Annotated in this window: 1 protein-coding gene; it reads right to left on the bottom strand. The window is 68.4% G+C overall.

Annotated elements, in window-relative coordinates; translation table 11 throughout:
- Positions 1–6: 6 nt before the first annotated feature.
- Positions 7–1323, bottom strand: a complete 1317-nt coding sequence (locus ACZ3HV_RS44550) for an ISL3 family transposase (RefSeq protein ID WP_465693956.1) — start codon at positions 1321–1323, stop codon at positions 7–9.
- Between the last annotated feature and the right edge of the window lie 110 nt (positions 1324–1433).

Genomic DNA, 1433 nt, shown 5'->3' with positions numbered 1-1433 from the left:
GGCTCTTCACGATCGAGGGTGTAGTTGTGGTCTGAAGCCGCCGGTTTCGAGTAGTGATCTGGCGATGTAGTTGGTGAGGTTGCGGAAGCCGAGTGCTGAGCCGCGGAGGTGTTCGAGTCGGCCGTTGATGGCTTCGGTGGGTCCGTTGCTGGTGCCGGGTCGGTCGAAGTAGGCCAGGACGTCGGCGGCGCGCTTGTTCAGTGTCCGGCCGAGTGTGATGAGTTCGACGAGTGCGGTGGGCACGCCGTGGCTGACCGAGTCGATGAGCCGGGTCATCAGCTCCCGGCCACGGCTGCGGTCGGGTTCGCGGTAGGCGGCGATCATGCGCTGGTAGATCCCCCAGCTCGCTTCGACCTCGACGTGTTCGTCGGCCGTGAACAGGTCGGCCAGCCGCTGGGCCTGCTTGCTGGTGAGTAGGTCGGCGCCGGTGTGCAGGGTCCGCCGGGCGGAGTAGAGCGGGTCGTCCTTGCGTCCCCGGTGGCCGTGGATGGCTTGCTGGACTCGTCGTCGGCACTCGTCGAGGGCGTCGCCGGCCAGCCGCACCACGTGAAAGGGATCCATGACCGCGACCGCGTCCGGCAACTCTTCGGCAGCCGCGGTCTTGAAGCCGGTGAAGCCGTCCATCGCGACGACCTCCACGGCGTCGCGCCAGGACTCGGGCCGTTCGGTGAGCCAGGTCTTGAAGACCTGTTTCGAGCGGCCCTCGATCATGTCCAGCAACCGTGCCGGCCCGGTCCCATCGCGGATCGGGGTGAGATCGATGATCACGGTGACGTACTTGTCGCCGCGGCGGGTGTGTCGCCAGACGTGCTCGTCGACCCCGATCACGGCCACGCCGTCGAACCGGCCGCGATCATCGATCAGCACGCGTTTGCCCTCGGCAAGAACCGCGTCGTTGGCGGTGTTCCACGCGACCCCGAGACCCTCGGCAACCCGGGCAACGGTCAGGTGCTGGACCACCAGGGCTTCCAGCGCCCACCGCAACCCGCGCCGGGACAGCTTCGCCCGCGGCTCGGCCGCGCGGCTGGTGTCTTGGCGCCACACGTGCCCACAACCACTGCACCGGTAGCGGCGCACCGTCACGTGCAGCATCGTGGGACGCCAACCCAGCGGCTCGTGCGCCAGCCGCCGGACCACGCAGTCGCGAACGGTCCCTTCGCAGCCACACCGCCGACACCAGCCATCGGCGTCGCCGGCACCGACGACCCGGCACGCCAGCACCGCCCGGTCGGGCTCAAGCCGCTGACCGACGACCTCGAGACCGAGCTCGTCAACGCGGGCGAAAGTGGTCAGGTCAGGGCAGGTGAAGGTAGCGTCAGACACGTCGAGGTCTTCCAGATGGGCAGCGTGAGAACTCCCATCATCGGAAGACCTCGACCCCTACCCGGCCACCGACGCGCCCACCCCCGCTACACCCTCAACTGCGAAGAGCC

This window comes from Kribbella sp. NPDC020701, from assembly GCF_055562215.1.
This window is presented reverse-complemented; position numbering and strand designations above follow the sequence as displayed.